14 protein-coding genes are annotated in these 15,870 nt (G+C 72.8%); 6 read left to right on the top strand and 8 right to left on the bottom strand.

The annotated features are described in order from the left end of the window. Window positions 1-181: 181 nt before the first annotated feature. The 3 genes from GRC12_RS30245 to trxA form a co-directional block, all read right to left on the bottom strand. Window positions 182-652 carry a peptidase inhibitor family I36 protein gene (locus tag GRC12_RS30245; RefSeq protein WP_208782726.1) on the bottom strand — a complete coding sequence of 157 codons (471 nt, stop codon included), beginning with the start codon at window positions 650-652 and terminating at the stop codon, window positions 182-184. A gap of 95 nt (window positions 653-747) precedes the next feature. Beyond that, window positions 748-1,803: a helix-turn-helix domain-containing protein gene (locus GRC12_RS30240; protein WP_208782725.1), complete on the bottom strand. Its 1,056-nt coding sequence runs from the start codon at window positions 1,801-1,803 to the stop codon at window positions 748-750. A 192-nt stretch (window positions 1,804-1,995) separates the two neighbouring features. Beyond that, the gene (gene trxA, locus GRC12_RS30235) at window positions 1,996-2,382 is read right to left on the bottom strand and encodes a thioredoxin (protein WP_133049393.1); all 387 of its coding nucleotides are present in this window, start codon (window positions 2,380-2,382) and stop codon (window positions 1,996-1,998) included. Window positions 2,383-2,502: 120 nt separating this feature from the next. On the opposite strand from trxA, the gene GRC12_RS30230 reads away from it, so the two are divergent. Then, window positions 2,503-3,936, top strand: coding sequence for a dihydrolipoyl dehydrogenase family protein (locus GRC12_RS30230; RefSeq protein WP_208782724.1), 1,434 nt, complete (start codon window positions 2,503-2,505; stop codon window positions 3,934-3,936). A 76-nt stretch (window positions 3,937-4,012) separates the two neighbouring features. On the opposite strand, the gene GRC12_RS30225 is transcribed toward GRC12_RS30230, so the two are convergent. Next, a complete protein-coding gene (locus tag GRC12_RS30225) occupies window positions 4,013-4,657 on the bottom strand; it encodes a peptide deformylase (protein ID WP_208782723.1) in 645 nt (214 codons plus the stop codon). A gap of 146 nt (window positions 4,658-4,803) precedes the next feature. On the opposite strand from GRC12_RS30225, the gene GRC12_RS30220 reads away from it, so the two are divergent. Then, entirely contained in the window at window positions 4,804-6,198 is a 1,395-nt protein-coding gene (locus GRC12_RS30220; protein ID WP_208782722.1) for a PepSY-associated TM helix domain-containing protein, read from the top strand. 65 nt (window positions 6,199-6,263) lie between these two features. Here the strand turns inward: GRC12_RS30220 and GRC12_RS30215 are convergent, their stop codons facing one another. Both GRC12_RS30215 and GRC12_RS30210 read right to left on the bottom strand, forming a co-directional pair. After that, window positions 6,264-6,710, bottom strand: a complete 447-nt coding sequence (locus GRC12_RS30215) for a MarR family transcriptional regulator (RefSeq protein ID WP_208782721.1) — start codon at window positions 6,708-6,710, stop codon at window positions 6,264-6,266. After that, entirely contained in the window at window positions 6,707-7,198 is a 492-nt protein-coding gene (locus tag GRC12_RS30210; protein WP_208782720.1) for a MarR family winged helix-turn-helix transcriptional regulator, read from the bottom strand. Before GRC12_RS30210 ends, GRC12_RS30215 begins: the two co-directional genes overlap by 4 nt. A gap of 74 nt (window positions 7,199-7,272) precedes the next feature. Here GRC12_RS30210 and GRC12_RS30205 point away from each other — a divergent pair, with 74 nt between their 5' ends. The 4 genes from GRC12_RS30205 to GRC12_RS30190 all read left to right on the top strand — a co-directional run bounded on the left by GRC12_RS30205 (window position 7,273) and on the right by GRC12_RS30190 (window position 12,960). Further along, window positions 7,273-8,238, top strand: a complete 966-nt coding sequence (locus GRC12_RS30205; protein ID WP_208782719.1) for a pirin family protein — start codon at window positions 7,273-7,275, stop codon at window positions 8,236-8,238. 595 nt (window positions 8,239-8,833) lie between these two features. After that, on the top strand, window positions 8,834-10,345 hold the full coding sequence (locus GRC12_RS30200) for a streptophobe family protein (RefSeq protein ID WP_244373979.1): 1,512 nt from the start codon (window positions 8,834-8,836) through the stop codon (window positions 10,343-10,345). A 243-nt stretch (window positions 10,346-10,588) separates the two neighbouring features. Continuing rightward, entirely contained in the window at window positions 10,589-11,341 is a 753-nt protein-coding gene (locus GRC12_RS30195; protein WP_280117534.1) for a response regulator transcription factor, read from the top strand. Continuing rightward, complete coding sequence (locus tag GRC12_RS30190; protein WP_208782717.1) at window positions 11,338-12,960, top strand: sensor histidine kinase; 1,623 nt, start codon at window positions 11,338-11,340, stop codon at window positions 12,958-12,960. The genes GRC12_RS30195 and GRC12_RS30190 overlap by 4 nt, the downstream gene beginning before the upstream one ends. 165 nt (window positions 12,961-13,125) lie before the next feature. On the opposite strand, the gene GRC12_RS30185 is transcribed toward GRC12_RS30190, so the two are convergent. Together GRC12_RS30185 and GRC12_RS30180 are read right to left on the bottom strand one after the other, a co-directional pair. Beyond that, a complete protein-coding gene (locus GRC12_RS30185) occupies window positions 13,126-14,334 on the bottom strand; it encodes an ABC transporter substrate-binding protein (protein ID WP_208782716.1) in 1,209 nt (402 codons plus the stop codon). A gap of 25 nt (window positions 14,335-14,359) precedes the next feature. Then, on the bottom strand, window positions 14,360-15,870 hold a 1,511-nt coding region (locus tag GRC12_RS30180), incomplete at its 5' end, for an ATP-binding cassette domain-containing protein (protein ID WP_208782715.1).

Genomic DNA, 15,870 nt, shown 5'->3' with positions numbered 1-15,870 from the left:
GCCGGGGGCCGAGACCCCGCATGAGGTGACGGCCAGGGTCATCGCGGCCATCAACCCTGTCAGGGCCCAACGCATGGAACGCAAAGCAGTCATCGCATCCTCTTCCACGTGCGGGAGGGCTTGCCCGCACCGCCCCCCTGCCGGACGGACGGACTTGCGGGCAAGCCTCACTGACGAACCGTCAGCCGATGCCGACACCCGGGCAGTTGGTGCTGTCGTCCACCGCGATCGACGCTTCGTTGTTGCGCAGTTGCGGGCTGGAGGTGAGGTTGCCGCCCCGGTTGCCGTCCAGCATCCAGTTGGAGTTCCCGGTGTAGTTGGGGGAGACCCAGATGCCGACGTGGCAGCCGCTGCCGTTGGCCGCCGAGGCGGCGTCGTTGCGCACCGGGTGGCTGGTGCCGGAGAAGTTGCCGCTGATCGTGGCGACCTTGGTGGCGGTGTAGGCCTTGGTGCCGCCGGTGTGGTTGGGGGAGTAGTACAGGCAGAAGTAGTAGGCGCTGCCGACGTTGCAGCTGGACGGGCTGGCGAAGCCGTTCGAGCCGTCGATGACGGCGCTCGACGCACTGGCCTGTGCGGCCAGTCCACCGAGGGCGAGCGCCGCGGCCGCGCCTGCCATGCCGAAGCGTGCGGTGATCCTACGGGTGAGTGTCATGGTGTCCTCCGATACGAGTCGGTCCGGTTGCCGCAACCGCCGGGCGCTGTCGCCGGCGGGCACACGGATCACTCTCGCGTCGGGAACCCCGTGGGTCATGGACGCCCGGTGCACAGCGCTGGACTCCCAGCGCACGGTCCCGGGACGGGCTCGGAGCAGCGGGCCCCCGCGACAACGCCCCGAGCCGGGCCGTGCCCCCTGCTGCGCTGCCGGTAGTCACGAGGTGTCATCCCGTAGGCGGCGCGGAACTGGCGGCTGAACTGCTCGGGGTGGGTGAAGCCCCAGCGCGCGGCGACGGCGTGGATCGGCTCGTCATGGCGGTGCGGGTCGGACAGGTCCCGTCGGCAGCGCTCCAGGCGGCGCTGTCTGATCCAGGCGGCGACGGTGCTGCCCTGCTGCTCGAACAGCCGGTGCAGATAGCGCAGGGAGATGTGGTGCGCGGAGGCGACGGAGGCCGGCGACAACGCCGGATCGCCCAGGTGCCGTTCGACGAACGCGTGGATGCCCGCCACCAGCGCTTCCCGGCGGGTCTCCGGCGGCAACCGGTCCTCCAGGTCCGCCTGCTGCGCCAGGAACGCCGTGGCCAGATCGAGGGTGACGGAGCCCAGCCGCGCCGCGTCCCGGGGGCTCCACCGCCGCGTCCCGGTGACCAGAGCCTCGACGAACGGCCGCAGCACGCCGCCCAGATCGCCGTCGCCGGGAAGGCGCCTGCCGAGCAGCGCACGGATCTTGTCCGCCGGGAGGGGCACCGAGCCCACGGGAAGGTGTACGACCGTCACGCCGGCCGCGCCACCGCCGGTTCCGGCCCAGGCGTCGTAAGGCCGCGAGGTGTCGTACAACAGGAAGTCGCCCTCGCCGAGACCGGTCTCGTGCCGGTAGCCCGACATGCCCATGGTGCCGCGGGTGACCAGGGCGAGCCCGAACAGCTCCGGGTCGCCACGGCGGATCAGCGACGGAGAGCGGCGCGAGCGGAGCGCCGGGATCGAGAGCGAGGAGACCCGGGTCGCCCCCAGGTCCAGGAACAGGGCGCTCGCCCGGAAGTCGTCGGCGTACGGGCTCGTCACCCGCGTCGGCGCGAGAGCGCGGTCCACCAGTTCGCACCACCAGGCGAACCGGTCCCCCCGCGGTAAGTCCTCGCTGCATAGGGTCATGGCGATCACCCTGCGTCACTCTCCCCCCGGCCGCCCCCTGCGGCACCCGCACAGCATGACCACAGGCGAGAGCCGGGGAAATCGACCACAGGGTAGAGAGAACTGTAAACCTCTGCGGTAGTCGCGCAGGGCCTACGCCGCAGGGCGGATCGCTTTCAGGTCAGTCCGCGTCGGTGCCGGGCACCGCGTCCGTCACTGACCGTTCTGCTCGGCCTGCGCCTGCTGTGCGGCGACGGCCTTGCGGACCTCGTCCATGTCCAGCTTGCGTGCCTGCCCGATGACGTCCGCCAGCGCGGCCTCGGGCAGGGCGCCCGGCTGCGCGTACACGGCGACCTGGTCACGCACGATCATCAGCGTGGGGATCGACTGGATGCCGAAGGCCGCCGCCAGCTCCGGCTGCGCCTCCGTGTCGATCTTGCCGAACACCAGGTCCGGGTTGTCCTCGGCCGCCTTCTCGTACACCGGCGCGAACTGACGGCACGGCCCGCACCAGGACGCCCAGAAGTCGATGAGGACGAACTCGTTCTCCGTGACCGTCTGGTCGAAGTTCTCCTTGGTGAGCTCCACGGTGCTGCTCATGACCTGAATTCCCTCTTCCTGCTGTCGGGGCGAACCGACGGCACAACACGGCCGGCCCATCACGTATTCCGCGCCCCTACCCGTGTGGCCTCAACGCACACCACCCACCAGACTGACCCCATGACGGAAACGGAAACCAACGCGTACGACGTCGTGGTGCTCGGGGCCGGGCCCGTGGGGGAGAACGTGGCCGACCGCACCCGCGCGGCCGGCCTGTCCACCGCGGTCGTGGAGAGCGAACTGGTCGGCGGCGAGTGCTCGTACTGGGCGTGCATCCCCAGCAAGGCCCTGCTGCGCCCGGCCATCGCCCGAGCCGACGCCCGACGCGTGCCCGGTCTGCGCCAGTCGGTGCAGGGCCCCCTCGACGCGGCCGCGGTCCTCGCGCATCGCAACTACTACACCTCCGACTGGCACGACGACGGCGCGGCGACATGGCTGGACGGCATCGGCGCCGACCTCTACCGCGGCAAGGGCCGGCTGACCGGCCCCCGGACGGTGACCGTCACCGGCTCGGACGGCGCGGAGCGCGTGCTCACCGCGCGGCACGCCGTCGCCGTCTGCACCGGCACCGACGCCGTGCTGCCCGATCTGCCCGGGCTGGCCGAGGTGAAGCCGTGGACCAGCAGGAACGCCACCAGCGCGCAGGAGGTCCCGGGCCGGCTCGTGGTGGTCGGCGGGGGAGTGGTGGCCACCGAGATGGCCACCGCCTATCAGGCGCTCGGTTCGAAGGTCACCCTCCTGGTGCGCGGCAAGGGCCTGCTGCCGCGGATGGAACCGTTCGCCGGGGAGCTGGTCGCGGAGGCGCTGGCGGAGGCCGGCGCGGAGGTGCGGACCGGTACGTCGGTGGAGTCGGTCGCGCGGGAGAACGGCACGGTCGTCGTCATGACCGGCCAGGGCGACCGCGTCGAGGCCGACGAGATCCTCTTCGCCACCGGCCGCAAGCCGCGCACCGCCGACATCGGCCTGGAGACGGTCGGCCTGGAGCCCGGCGGCTGGCTGCCGGTCGACGACAGCATGCTCGTGTCGGGCAGCACCTGGCTGTACGCGGTCGGCGACGTCAACCATCGCGCGCTCCTCACCCACCAGGGCAAGTACCAGGCGCGCATCGCCGGTGCCGCCATCGCCGCCCGCGCCTCCGGCGTGCCGATCCTGGAGACGGACCCCTGGGGCGCGCACGCGGCCACCGCCGACCATCACGCGGTTCCCCAGGTCGTCTTCACCGACCCGGAGGCCGCGGCCGTCGGCCTGTCCCTCGCGGAGGCCGAGCAGGCCGGTCACCGCGTGCGTGCCGTGGATGTCGAGATGTCCTCCGCGTCCGGCGCGGGCCTGTACGCCGACGGCTACCGGGGCCGGGCCCGCATGGTCGTCGACCTGAACGACGAGATCCTGCGCGGCGTCACCTTCGTCGGCCCCGGCGTCGGTGAGCTCATCCACTCGGCGACGGTCGCGGTCGCGGGTCAGGTCCCGATCAGCCGGTTGTGGCACGCCGTTCCGTCGTTCCCGACGATCAGCGAGGTGTGGCTGCGGCTGCTGGAGGCGTACCGGGACAACTGACGGCGCTCGCGCCGGGCGTGCCGCTGTGACGGCCCTCGTCGACGGGGCCTGGCATCACGCCCGGACGCCTTACGGCTCACGGGAGTTCGAAGCCCAGCGCGTCCGCGGCCTCGTGCGGTGTGGGCCGCGTCCAGCGCTGGGCCATCGCCTCGTTCGAGGACAGCGACCGCAGCTCCGCCCGGTCGAGGTAGAGCGTGCCGTCCAGGTGGTCCGTCTCGTGCTGCACGATCCGCGCGGGCCAGCCGGTGAACACCTCGTCCACCGGCCGCCCGTGCTCGTCCTGGCCCGTCAGCCGGACCTCGGCGGCCCGGGCCACCACGGCCTGCCAGCCCGGCACACTCAGACAGCCCTCGAAGAAGGCGGCGCGGGCGGCGCCGAGGGGCTCGTACGACGGATTGACCAGGACCCGGAACGGCTGCGGCACCCGCCCCCGCGCCACCCGCACCTCCTCCGGCACCGGCGCCGGGTCCTCGATCACCGCGATCCGCAGTGCCACGCCGACCTGCGGCGCGGCCAGGCCCACGCCCGGCGCCGCGTGCATGGTGACGCGCAGGGCCTCGACGAAGCGGGCCAGCAGGGCGGAGTCGAGCTGTCCGTCGAAGCGCTCGGTGCCGCGCCGCAGGACGGGATCACCGGCCGTGACGATGGGCAGCGGGCCGTCGGTGGCGAGGAGTTCCTCGACCTGCTCGACAAGTGACGGGTGGTTACGGGGAGTTGCCATGTGGCCAGCATGCCACGAGCGGTCGGGGACGGTCGTATTGCCGTGTGACGCACGCCACTTGGGCCGCCGGGAACTCGGCGTCCGCCTTCCCCGACTACTGGACCGCCACAGCATCACACCGTCCCGTCCCCCGGAGAAGCCCGCCGATGTCCACCGCTCCCTCGCCGACCAAGGACGAGGCCCCGAAAGCCGAACCGGCCCCCACGGTCTCCCCAGGCCCGTGGGCCTCCCTGCGGCCCCTCGTCCTGCGGCTGCACTTCTACGCCGGAGTGCTCGTCGCCCCCTTCCTGCTCGTCGCCGCCGTCACCGGGTTCCTGTACGCCGGCGCCTTCCAGGCCGAGAAGCTCGTGTACGCCCACGAGATGACCGTCGCCGAGGTCGGTGACACCAAGCTGCCGGTCTCCGAGCAGGTGAGCGCCGCCCGCAAGGCCCATCCCGAGGGCACCGTCTCAGCGGTACGGCCCTCCCCGGCGGCGGACGCCACCACCCGGGTGCTGCTGTCCGGCGTGAAGGGCGTGGATCCCGACCACACCCTCGCCGTCTTCGTCGACCCGTACACCGCGAAGGTGCGCGGAGCCCTAGAACAGTACGGCTCCACGGGCGCGTTGCCGCTGCGGACCTGGATCGACGAGTTCCACCGGGACCTGCACCTCGGCGACACCGGCCGCCTCTACAGCGAGTTCGCCGCCAGCTGGCTGTGGGTGATCGCGGCCGGCGGCCTGGCGCTGTGGTTCTCCCGTCGCCGCGCCCTGCGCAAGGTCCGCGGCACCAGCGGCCGGCGCCGCACGCTCGGCCTGCACGGCACCGTCGGCGTCTGGACCGCCGCCGGTTTCCTCTTCCTGTCGGCGACCGGACTGACCTGGTCGACGTACGCCGGCGCCAACATCGACGAACTGCGCACCTCGCTCGGCCAGGCCACCCCGTCCGTCTCGGCGACGGCGGGCGGCGACCACGCGGGCCACGGCGCCGCCGCCTCCGCGGGCGGGGGCGAGCACGGCGTCGGTCTCGACAAGGTCCTGTCCGCGGCCCGCGCCGAGGGCCTGACCGATCCGGTGGAGATCGTCCCGCCGGCCGACGCCGACTCCGCGTACGTGGTCCGGCAGGTCCAGCGCAGCTGGCCCGAGAAGCAGGACTCCGTGGCGGTCGACCCGGCCACCGGCGAGGTCACCGACGTGCTGCGGTTCGCCGACTACCCGCTGCTCGCGAAGCTGACCCGCTGGGGCATCGACCTGCACACCGGGATCCTGTTCGGCCTGGTCAACCAGATCGCCCTGATGGCCCTGGCGCTCGCGCTGGTCCTGCTGATCGTCTGGGGCTACCGCATGTGGTGGCAGCGCGGCCGCGGTTCCTCCTTCGGCCGGCCGATCCCACGCGGCGCCTGGCAGCAGGTGCCCCCGCAGATCCTCGTCCCGTGCGTCGCCGGCATCGCCGTACTCGGCTACTTCGTCCCGCTCCTCGGCATCCCCCTGGCCGCCTTCGTCGTCGCGGACGTGCTCTACGGCGAGATCGCGCACCGGCGGGCCCGCGCCTCGGCGGGCTAGAACACGACCGGGCCCGGCTCCGCGCGGAGCCGGGCCCGTGGTTCAGCCGGACAGCGGCCCGTGGTTCAGCCGGACAGCGCGGCGAGCTCCGCGTCGGCCCGCTCGGTGACGGTCGCCAGGACGCGACCGGCCGCCGCGAGGTCCTCGGCCGGGATGCCGCCCCAGATCCGGGCGCTGATCTCCCCGGTCTCGGCGCTCACCCGGGTGTAGAAGTCACGTCCGGCATCCGTGACGCGCACGACGTCGGACTCGTCCACGGTGATGAGGCCTTTGGCGCCCAGTTCCGTGATGACGCCCCGCGCCTCGGTCGGGCCGACCTTGAGCGCTCCGACGACCTGCGTCACCAGGGCCTCACCCTCGACCGGCTGCCCGGCGACGACGACGAGCCGGAGGGTGATCTGCTGCTGGAAGGTGGCACCGTGCCGGTCCAGGACGCTCTCCAGGACGGCGCGGGCGGCGTAGTGCGCCAGGCCCAGGGCGCGGGCATCGGCGGCGGGTGCGGTGGTGGTCATCGCTGCTCCTTCTCGTTCTGGTCGTTCTCGCTGAACGGATCAAGAGGTGCGTCGAGCAGGGTCGCGAGGTCGCGGGTGAACTCCTGGGCGCGCGGGGCGTCGAGGCCGCCGAGCGGCGCCAGGAACTGCCGCAGCAGACCCTGTACGACCGTGATGGCGCGCCCGGTGACCTCGCGCCCCCGGTCGGTGAGGGCCAACTGCACCGCGCGCGGGTCCCGGGGGTCGCGGGTACGTTCCACGAGGCCGGCCGACTCCAGGCTGCGGGCCAGCTTGGAGACGTACAGGGGCTCCAGGCCGGTGTGGTCGGCCAGCCGGCGCTGGCTGGGGCGTTCGCCGGTGCGCTGCATGCCGTACAGCGAGGCGACCAGCGAGTACTGGGCGTGGGTGAGGCCCAGCGGGACCATCGCCCGGTCGACGGCGACCCGCCATTTCATCGACAGACGCCACACCAGGAACCCGGGCGTCGCGTTCTCGTAACCGCCGCTCATAAGAGATACCGTACATGGATACTATGTCCATGGCTACTATTTTGCCGGGCGGTCACGGGACTAGGTTGTGCGCCATGAGCAATCTTGATCGCGAGGCGGTTCCCGCCCTGTGCGGCGGCCGTGGCTTCGTGGTGGCGGAGCCGGTGCGCGAACTCCTCAGTCCTCGCCGGGTCCCGCTCGGCGAGTCGACCGAAGTCCGCCGGCTGCTGCCCAACCTGGGCCGCCGCATGGTCGGCGCCTGGTGCTTCGTCGATCACTACGGCCCCGACGACATCGCCGACGAACCCGGCATGCAGGTGCCGCCGCACCCCCACATGGGCCTGCAGACCGTCAGCTGGCTGCACGAGGGCGAGGTACTGCACCGCGACTCGACCGGCAGCCTCCAGACCATCCGCCCCCGCGAGCTCGGGCTCATGACCTCGGGCCGGGCCATCAGCCACTCCGAGGAGAGCCCCCGCCCGCACGCCCGCTTCCTGCACGGCGCACAGCTGTGGGTCGCCCTCCCGGACGGCCACCGGCACACCGACCCGCGCTTCGAGCACCACGCCGAACTCCCGCGCGTCACCGCGCCCGGACTCACGGCCACCCTCATCCTCGGCGACCTGGACGGCGCGACCTCGCCCGGGACGACGTACACCCCGATCGTCGGCGCCGACCTGGCGCTGACCCGCGGCGCGGACGTACGCCTCCCGCTGGAGCCGGACTTCGAGTACGCCGTACTGTCCATGTCCGGCGAGGCCCATGTCGACGGCGTCCCGGTGCTGCCGGGCTCGATGCTCTACCTCGGCTGCGGCCGCGCCGAACTCCCCCTGCGCGCCGAGTCGGACGCGGGCCTGATGCTCCTGGGCGGCGAGCCGTTCGAGGAGGAGCTCGTGATGTTCTGGAACTGGATCGGACGGTCCCAGGAGGAGATCGAGCAGGCCCGCCGGGACTGGATGGAAGGCACCCGGTTCGGCGAGGTGAAGGGCTACGACGGCGCCCCGCTGCCCGCCCCCGAGCTGCCACCGCTGCCGTTGAAGCCCCGGGGGCGGGTGCGCTGACCCGCGGGAACTCGCGAGGACGCCGAACGACGGCGGACGGTCTCCGTCGGCACACGGTGTCGATGTTGATCGGACGCCGAGCAGGAGGCGGCCGGTGATCTCCCATGTCCTTGACCACCTCCGCGGCCGTACGGGCGGCAGAAGAAGAGGCCGCGTGCGGCGCGCAGTTCGGCCTCCGCCCGGGCCACGGCGGTCCGGGTCGCCGGCCTCTCGGCCGCACGGTCACCGCATCCGGGTCCAGGTCCCCAGCGGTGTCTTCCGGCCTCCCGACCAACGGCCGCACCGCACGCAGGTGTTCGCGGTTCTGGGAACTTCCTGAGAGTCGGACCCGCACCGCGGTCATGGGTGGCCGCCGACCTGGCCACTCGGCCGCGGACTCCCAGAAACCTCTCAGAACCACTCGGGAAGGTCGTACTCGCGGCAGCCACTGTGGGCGCGTCCCCCGGAACGCGGCGCCGGGCCTCCCCCGTCCGGCGCCGCGTGCCGCCCTCCCGCGAGCGAAGCGGAGCCTTCCCGCATGGCTGCCACCACGACCTCTCTCATGTCCGGGCCCCGCTCGGGTCCGCCCTCCCCATCTCGCACCACGCCCGTACGGATGACTGGCCCATGGCGGAACGCCCTGGAAGGGGCGGTGTCCGCGGTGTGCGCGGTGGTCGCCATGGCAGCCGTGTCCGCGCTGGCGCTGGGGCTGCTCGGCGCGGGGTCCTACGGATCGCTGTGGCCGCTGACGATGGCCGTGACCGCCATGGCCGTCGGCGGCCCGGTCGCCGCGGATCCGGCCGCGTCCCCGGACACCGGCGGGATGGGCGGTCTGGCCTCGCTGTTCGGCGGAGGCGGCGGCGGTGTGGGGCCGTCGATGAGCGGTGCGGCCGAAGTCATGCCGCTGGGCGTCACCTTGGTCGGCGCCATCGTTCTGTGGGTCGCGTTCTCCTGGCGGCTGAGCCATGGGCGGCGGCAGGTGCGGTTGACCGGTGGCGCACTCGCCGTGCGGGCGGCAGGGGCGGGAACCGCGTCTCTGGTCCTCCTCGTGATCGTGGCAGCTCTCGCACGGGGAACGGTCACCCTGCCCGCGTCGGCGACGGCCGGGATGCGCGGAAGCGGCGGGGACTCGTCCGGTGGTGGTCTCGGCGGCGCGGGCGGTGGCCTGGCCGACCTGTTCGGCTCAGGCGGCGGACTCGGTGGGGCAGACGGCGGTCCCGGTGGCCTGGGTGGTCTCTTCGGCGGTGGGGGTACGGGGACCCAGCCGACGATGGCCTATCACGTGGCGGTCGGACCGGCGGGGTTGGGCGCGCTGCTGTGGGTGGCCCTCGTCCTCGGGGTCGGCTGCCTGATCAGCCGCCGGGCGCGGCTGCCGCTGGGCGGTGCGACGGCCCGGCTGCGCGGGAGCTGGGGACCGAGCCTCTCGGCCGTCGTCCGCACGGTCCTCGCCCTGGCGGCCGTACCCCTGCTGGCCATCGGGTTCGTCGGAGCCGTGGTCGGTGACCGGGTCGGGGCGGTGGCGGGCGGCACCCTGTTGCTCGCTCCCAACGCCCTGGTGGCGTTCCTGACGCTGGGCGTCGGCTCCTCATGGACGGCGGCGGTCCACCCGGTGCAGAGCGACAGCACCAACCCCCTCGCGGCGATCATGGGTGCGCTGGGCGGTGGTGCGACCGGCGGCCGACAGCCGGACCGTGTCGCGTCGCTGGGCTCGTCGTCGGTGGGCGGTTGGCCGGTGTGGCTCATGGCCCTCACGGTGTCCGGCCTGACCCTGACCGCCTGCGCCTACCGTGCGGCGCGGACGACGCGCCCGGGCCATGAACTGCCGTTGCTGCCCTGGCGGGGCCCGTTGGCCGGACACGTCGCCATGGCCGAGCGGATCGGTGTGGTCACGGCCCTCGTCCTGGGCGCGGGCGCCTGGGCGGTGGGAGCGTCCGGGCACTTCGGCGTCAGCATGTTCGGCAGCGAGATGGGCGGGATGCGGGGCGAACTCAGCGGCAGCGTGCTGCGGACCGTCGTCTTCGGACTGCTGGTCGGCTCTCTCGCCGGGTTCGCCGGGAGTCTCCTCGCCCGGACCCGCGGACGCCGTGGCCCTATGACCGTGGAGCCCGATGACCGTGGAGCCCGATGAACGCGGAGCCTTGTGACTGTGGAGCCTTGTGACGGTGGAGCCCGATGACCGCGAGCCCGATGACCGTGAGCCCGGTGACCGTTGGCTTTACGTGGCGGAGACACCCGCGGCCGTACGCTGCGCGACAGCATCCCGGGTGTCCCGCGGGCCGCGCGTCTTCCGCCGTACACCCGTTCCCTGCGGCGTCGGGACCGCGCCGTCTCGCGCCTGGAGGACCCTGTGACACCTGTCGAGCGCTCCGCCCTGCCTGGTGCATGCAGCGGAGACGAGCCGGGCGCGGCGCCGGCCACCGGCAACACGCACCTGCTGATCGTCGAGGACGAGCCCACCGTGCGGGAGTTGCTGTGCGCGGCCCTGCGTCACGCCGGCTTCACCGTCACGGCCGCGGGGACCGGCCAGGAGGCGCTGGACCGCGCGCACGAGGCCGCACCTGATCTGGTGCTGCTGGATGTGCTGCTTCCCGACCTGGACGGCTTCGAGGTGATCCGGCGGCTGCGCGAGCGGCACCGCCCGGCCGCCGCACCCCGCACCGGGCACATTCCCGTCGTGTTCCTCACCGCCCGGGACGCCACCCGGGACAAGATCGAGGGCTTGGTGCTGGGCGGCGACGACTACGTGACGAAGCCGTTCGATCTGCAGGAGTTGATCGCCCGCATCCGCGCGGTGCTGCGCCGCACCAGCGGCGACCCCACCGCCCTGCTGCGCGTGGCCGATCTGGAACTCGACCCCGACGCCGTCCAGGCGGCCCGCGCGGGCGAGCCGATCCGTCTGTCGCCCACCGAGTTCCGGCTGCTGCACTACCTGATGACCAACGCCGGCCGCACGGTCTCCAAGGCGCAGATCCTCCAGCGGGTGTGGGACTACGACTTCAACGGCGACACCGGCATCGTCGACACCTACATCAGCTATCTGCGCCGCAAGATCGACAACGGTGGTCCGAAACTGGTCCACACCGTGCACGGCGTGGGGTACGTGCTGCGTGGACCCAGGTCATGAGCCGGCCTGGTCGGGTCGGTGCGCTGTGGGCGCGCGCGTCGCTGCGCGGCCGGGTGCTGGTGCTGGCCGTCGCCCTGCTGGCGGCCGGGTTCACCGCCTTCGCCCTGGCCACCGGCAGCGCCCTGCACGGCTACCTGCAGGGACGCGTCGACTCCCAACTCCGGGCCACCGCCCAGGTGTTCGCCGTTCTGCCGCCGGGTGTGGCGGAGACCGGCGCCGAGCGGAGACCATCGACGGCGCTGGCCGACTTCAGTACGGACGTCCTCGGCAACCCCGTCATCACCTATGTCGCCGCCGACGGCACCGTCGAGAGCAGCATCGACTCGCTCGCCGGCGGGACGCGGGCCCCGGACGCCCAGGGTCCGGCGCTGCCCCGGCTGGACGAGGCCGCCATCGCCGCGCGCGGCGGCCGCCCGTTCACCGTCGACGGCACAAAGGGGGACGGCCGTTGGCGGGTGATCGCCGTGCCCCGGACGGCACACGCGCTCCTGCCCGGTACCACGGCGACGGTGACCGGCTCCGACGGCGTCGTCGTGGCGACGTCGATGGAACAGGTGGACGGCACCGTGGGACGCATGTGGGAGACCTACCGCGACACCGGGCTCGCGCTGCTCGCGGTCCTGGCGGTGGCGGGCTGGTTCGCGGTCCGCTCCGGGCTCGGTCCGCTCTCCCGTGTCGAGCGGACGGCCGGGGAGATCGCATGCGGCGACCTCTCCCGACGCGTGCCCGAACTCGCTGGTCCGCGAACCGAGTTGGGTCGACTGGCCAGGGCGCTGAACGGAATGCTGGGGCAGTTGGAGACCGCGTTCGCCGCCCGCGCGGAGTCCGAGGCCCGGATGAGCCGGTTCGTCGCCGACGCCGGCCATGAGCTGCGCACCCCGCTCGCCGGTATCAAGGGGCTGACCGACCTGCACCGGATGGGCGCCCTGCCCGAACGGGCGGACGTCGACGCCACGATGGCCCGTATCGCCCGCGAGTCCGAACGCCTCACCCGGCTCGTCGAGGACATGCTCCTGCTGGCCCGCCTCGACGAACAGGCGCTCAGGGCCACGGGAAAGCCCGCGGTCCACCCCGTGCCGGGTTCTCCCTCCGACCTCGACCTCGCCCCCACCGACCTGCGCACACTGGCCGCGGACGCCCTGCACGACGTACGCGCCCTGGACCCGGCCCGCGCCGTCACCCTCACCGGCCCGGACGGCGACGGTCCGCCCTCCTCCGCCCCGGCCCTCGCCGACGAGGCCCGGCTGCGCCAGGTCGTCACCAACCTCGTCGGCAACGCCGTCACCCATACACCGCCCGGCACGGCCATCCGCATCGGTGTGGGCACCGTCGGCGACCACGCCGTCCTGGAGGTCGCCGACCAGGGCCCGGGCCTCGCCCCCGGCACCAGCGGCCGCATCTTCGAGCGCTTCTACCGCGCCGACGCCTCCCGCAACCGCGCCACGGGGGGCGCAGGTCTCGGCCTGTCCATCGTGCACTCCCTGGTGAGCGCCCACGCGGGCCACGTCGAGGTCGACTCGATCCCCGGCCGGGGCGCCACCTTCCGGGTCGTCCTTCCGCTGCTGACCGACCGGCCGAGGCGGACCGGCTCACCGCGACAGCCCCTCCTGCAGGACTGACTGCCGCCCCGAAGCGGGACGAGCTCAGGCCTGTCGGACCAGCCCGACGTCGTGGGCGAAGAACATGGGGACCGGTGGCGCGGTACTGATGCGGTGGGCGTACGGCGGACGGAAGGGAACGCCGTGTCCCCGTCAGGGACACGGCGTTCGGGGCGGCCGGCGTGCTCAGTCGCGGGTGGGAGGGGTGTAGAAGGAGCCGACGGAGGTCCAGACGCCGTTCTTGACGACCACGCGCTGCACGCTGCGGGTGCCGAGATGGTCGTCGGCGCCGAACTTCATCACCGGCGACACCCCGGGGTCCACCGAGGACGCCTTCTGGTACGCGGCGATGAGGGCCTGGGAGGTGACCGGCCCCTTGACGGTCTTCGCGATCTGGGCGAACACCTTCGCGTTGCTCCAGCCCCACAGGGCGAGGAACCCGGCGTCCTGACCGGGCTCGTACTTCGCCATCGCGGTACGGAACTCCTTGACCGACGGGTCGGGATCCGACGGCGCCTTCACCAGCTGCACCGCCTTGAGGCCCTCGGCGGCGTCCTTGGCCAGCGAGATCGTCGACTCGGCGGCGACCGGCGCGTAGGCGTAGGTGGGCAGGGAGAGCCCCTGCAGCTTGGCCTCCTTGACGAAGGCCGCCGCCTCCGGCGAGGTGAGGATCAGGATCACCGCCTGGGGTTTCGCCGCCTTCACCTTGCTGATGACCGGCGTGTAGTCGGTGGTCTGGTACTTGACCGGCAGCCGGTCGACCTCGACCGAGGGATCCACCTTCTTCGCGACGGGCTCCACCTGCTTGGCGACGTTGACGAACGCGGCCGGGTCGCTGTGCACGACGAGGATCTTCTTCGCGCCGTCCTGCACGGCCCACGCGGCGACCGCCGCGGCCTGGTCCTCGTAGAGGGTCTGCGTGCCGAACAGGCCGGGGCGCGGCGGCTTGTACCAGTTCTCGGCGCCGCCGACCTCGTTCAGGATCGGGACCCTGGACTGGTTGAGGACGAACGGGAAGGCCGCCTCGGCCTGGGAGGTGCCGTTCGCGTTGACGATGGCCACCACCTTGTCCTGGCCGATCAGTTCACGGGCGATCTGCACGGTCTGCTGCGGGTCGGCCGCGTTGTCCTCGACGGTCCACCGGATCTTGCGTCCGTTGACGCCTCCTTGGGCGTTGAGCATCTTGAAGTAGGCGTCGGCTCCCGCCTTCTCGGGCACGCCGTACGCGGCGGTGGAGCCGGTCAGCGGCAGCCACGCGCCGATGTGTATCTCGGAGGAGCTCGCGGCGGCTCCCGCGGAGTCCTGGCCGGCGCAGGCGTTGGCGGTCAGCGCCACCGCGGTCAGGACGGCCGCCGTTCCCGCGGCGCGGCGGAGTCTTCTTACGGTCCGGAACATGGTCCACCTCGTATCGCTACAGGAATCAGTTCACTCGTGAGGTCCGGGCGGGAGCCGCCGCGTTCGGGGCGGCCTCCAGGCCGCCGCCGAAGTACGCCGCCTCCGCCTGTGCCGCGAACGCGGGATCGCCCGGCCGGCCGTGGGCGGCGACGACGCCCTCGTGCAGCACGGCCACCTCGTGGCACACGGACATGGCCCGGCTGAGCAGTTGCTCGAGCAGGACGACGGTCAGACCCTCCCGGGCCAGGCCCGCCAGCCGGTCGTAGACCTCGTCGACCAGCGCCGGGGCGAGCCCGAGCGCCGGTTCGTCCACGATCAGGACGTCCGGTCCGACGATCAGGGCCCGGGCGATGGCGAGCATCTGCTGCTCGCCGCCGGACAGCCCGCCGGCCGGCGCGGACATCCGGTCGCGCAGCCGCACCGGCAGCCACTCGACGGTCTCCTCCAGCCGCTCGCGCAGCCGCGCGCCGGTGACACCGCCCGCGTACGCTGCGACTTCGAGGTTCTCGCGCAGGGACAGCGTCTTGAACAGGGCCCGCCCCTCGGGCGCCAGGCTGGTGCGGACGCCCGCGCCCGCCTCCCTGACCCCGTGCGCGGGTGTGAGGGAGCCGTGCAGGACGCCGGCCAGGGTGCTCTTGCCCGCGCCGTTGGCTCCGGCGACGCCGAGCACGACGCCCTGGCGGACGTCGAGGTCGACGTCGCGCAGGGCGACCACGCCGCCGTAGGTGTGGCCGATGCCGTGCAGGCGGATCATGCTGCGTTCGCCGGTGTGCTCGGGCGGCCGGGTCCTGCCGTCGACCGTTCCCAGGTACGAGGAGCGCACCTTCGGGTCCCGCAGCACGGTGTCCGGGGTTCCCTCGCCGATGGTGCGGCCGAAGTCGAAGGCGAGGACCCGGTGGGCGACGGAGAAGAGGTCGTCGAGGACGTGGTCGATGACCACCACGGCGGTGCCGTCGGCGTGCAGCCGCCTGATGTGCCCGGCGAGCAGGGCGCGTTCACTCGCGTCGAGGCCGCCGAACGGCTCGTCCAGCACCAGCAGTTTCGGGTCCTCGGCCATCGCGCGGGCGAGGTCGAGGCGCTTCTGCAGGCCGAACGGCAGCTCCCCGGGGCGTCGGTCGGCCACCTCCGCGAGGCCCACGGAGTGCAGCAGCCTCGCCACGTCGGCCCGGTCCCGGGCGGTGATCCGGCGACGGGTGCACAACACGTTCTCGGCGACGGTGAGTTCGGAGAAGACCTCCGCGTGCTGGAACGTACGCCCGATGCCCAGCCGCCGGCGCGCGGTCGCCCTGGTCCGCAGCAGGGGCCGGCCGGCGAAGTCGGCGGTTCCGCTCACCCGGCCGTTGCCGGTGAGTCCCGACAGGGCGTTCAACAGGGTCGTCTTTCCTGCCCCGTTGGGGCCGATGACCGCCAGGATCTCGTTCTGCCGCAGGGTCAGTGAGGCGTCCTCCAGGGCCCGGAGGCCGCCGTAGGAGACCGATACGTGCTCCAGGCGCAGCAGGACGGAGTCGTCGGTGGGGGGTCGGAGGGGTGCGGGGT

The organism is Streptomyces griseorubiginosus, assembly GCF_017614965.1.
GTDB classification, from domain to species: Bacteria; Actinomycetota; Actinomycetes; order Streptomycetales; family Streptomycetaceae; genus Streptomyces; species Streptomyces griseorubiginosus_B.
The sequence above is the reverse complement of the archived record's forward strand: the minus strand, read 5'-3'. Positions and strand labels throughout refer to the sequence as shown.